The organism is Lachnobacterium bovis, assembly GCF_900111325.1.
GTDB lineage: Bacteria > Bacillota > Clostridia > Lachnospirales > Lachnospiraceae > Roseburia > Roseburia bovis_A.
In genome coordinates, this window is sequence record NZ_FOGW01000056.1 from 1 (window position 1) to 2317 (window position 2317).

Consider the following 2317-nt stretch of genomic DNA (forward strand, 5'->3'; position numbering starts at 1 on the left):
AAGTGTTATATAGGCGGAATGCTTGGAGGAAACTATACTGTTGAGCAGTTGCAACAAAGCGGAATAAGCATTTTGAAAGATGAAAAATCATTTGAAAAAATATATAACTGCAAAACAAAAGAGGAAATAGAGACAGAACTAAAGCAAAGATATTTAAGAGCCGTAGAAAGAGAAAAACAAACAAAAATTCTAGTGCCAAGAAATGTCAACATAATAAAAACAGTGGTATCAATAGCATCATCACTGTTACTTTTTGTGTTTATAGCTCTTTTTGTATGGACAAATTTCTTTAAATTAAATGATGCAAATACAGTTGTTACAGCCATGGAAGCATATGTTGAAAAAGACTATGTAGGTTGTATTAAATCATTGAAAAAAGTTTCAGTGTCAGACATGGATAAAAATACAAAATATATTTTAGCAACATCTTATGCAAAAACAGAAAATTTAAAGAAAAAAGAAATACAAAGTATAGTAGATAGATTGGATACTAATTCCGACGAGAGAGAATTAGAATACTGGATTTATCTTGGAAGATTAAAAACGAATAAAGCAGAAGATTTAGCAAAAGCAATGTCAGATGATCAGCTTTTGATATATTCATATATGAAGGAAAGAAGTGTTTTAGAACAGGATACTTCAAAGTCTGGAGATAAGAAACAAGCTAGATTGAAAGAATTAGATGAAAATATAAAAGAACTTGGAGACAAATATTCTGAGGATGATAAAGATTCGAAAGAAACATCTAAGGATAAACAAAGTCAGGATAATCAAGAACAAGACAAGAAAGATCAAGCAAACCAAGATCAAGCAAACCAAGATCAAGACCAACAACAATCAGCGCCAGTAGCACAATAGAAGGTAGGGAGTAAAGATGAGTCAGAATAAAAAAGTAAAAAGATATTTCGCCCGAAAAGAAAACTTTTACATTTCAGGCATAGAAAATGCTCCTTATGCAGAAGTAATCCTTCCAATCGGTGATGAAGAATATTATATCGAAAAAGATGTGATATATAGCAGAAATGCTTCTCTTAGAGAAAAAAATAGTATAGAAACATTGGACGAACAAGGGATACAAAATCAAAATATTTTAAAAGAAAAAAAGAAACTTCTTCCAGGTGATGAAATCTGTTTAGGTGACTATAAGATTACATTTTTTGAAAAATACATAGTCATAGAAGGTGGAGATGAGATTCAGCTAGGCGAAGAAATCACCCTAGATGAAATCGAAAAACCAGACATTCCTTTTGAAGGGTACCCTATTTATAAAAGGTCACCAAGAATCATTTATAGAGTTCCGGATGATCAAATAGAAATCAAATCCCCTCCAAGCAAGAAAACAATGGGGCGCGACGGTTTAGCGGAGCTTATAGTGCCAGTGCTTTCAACAGCAGCATTCACAGTGGCTATGGGAGTTTTCCTAAAGAGAGGCCCTTACGTATACATGTCAGTTGGAATGACAGCCATAACAACTATTTTTTCGGTAAAACGTTTCTTTAAAGATAGAAAAAAGACAAAAGAAGACAACAAACATAGAAATGAAATTTTTACAAAATACCTTCTAAAAGTTAGAAGAAAACTTATAAACAAACATAATGAAGAAAAACAAGCTTATGAGTACATTAGCCCAACAACAGAAACTATTATAGAAAAAATCAATAGTGGAAGCTCAAGACTTTACGAGAGAAATTTGATAGATGACGACTTTTTAGAAGTCTTAATGGGATTTTATGATGGAAAATCAGCCTTGCGAATAAAGTATGGAAAAGATGAAATCGCTTTAGAAAAAGATGATTTAGAAAAAAAAGCAAGGGCAGCATCAGAAGAATTCAAAAAGATAAATAATATTCCACTTTCAATAAATCTGAGACATTCAAACCTAGGATTGGTTGGAAGTAGGGAAAATGTACACAATAAACTAAAAAGAATTTTAGCACAACTTACATTTTTCCATAGTTATCATGACTTAGAAATAGTGTTTATTCATGACTATAAGTATGAAAAAGATTTTGAATATACAAAGTGGTATCCACACCTAAAAATTCATTCAATTAATATCAGTGGACGAATTTTCTCTGAAAGTGGAAAGGAAACTTTAAGCTCACTTCAACAGATTTTAAAAGAGAGAAAACAGGTAATTGAAGAGAAAAAACAAGAGCAAATATTTAAGCCACATATGCTTTTTATCATAGATGAGCCAAAGATGGTTTTGAATCATCCAGTTATGGAATATTTGCAAGAAGATGAGCAAAATCTAGGTTTTAGCATAATTTATACCACAGATAATGAAGCAAATTTGCCTGAAAATATCCATACA

The 2317-nt window shown here is 31.5% G+C and carries 1 protein-coding gene and 1 pseudogene; both read left to right on the top strand.

Annotation, left to right across the window (positions count from 1 at the left end):
- The coding region (locus BMY79_RS11730; protein WP_207645466.1) for a type VII secretion protein EssB/YukC at nucleotides 1-858 on the top strand (858 nt) is incomplete at its 5' end.
- Nucleotides 859-874: 16 nt separating this feature from the next.
- Nucleotides 875-2317 (top strand): annotated as a pseudogene (locus BMY79_RS11735) (hypothetical protein); the annotation flags it as partial.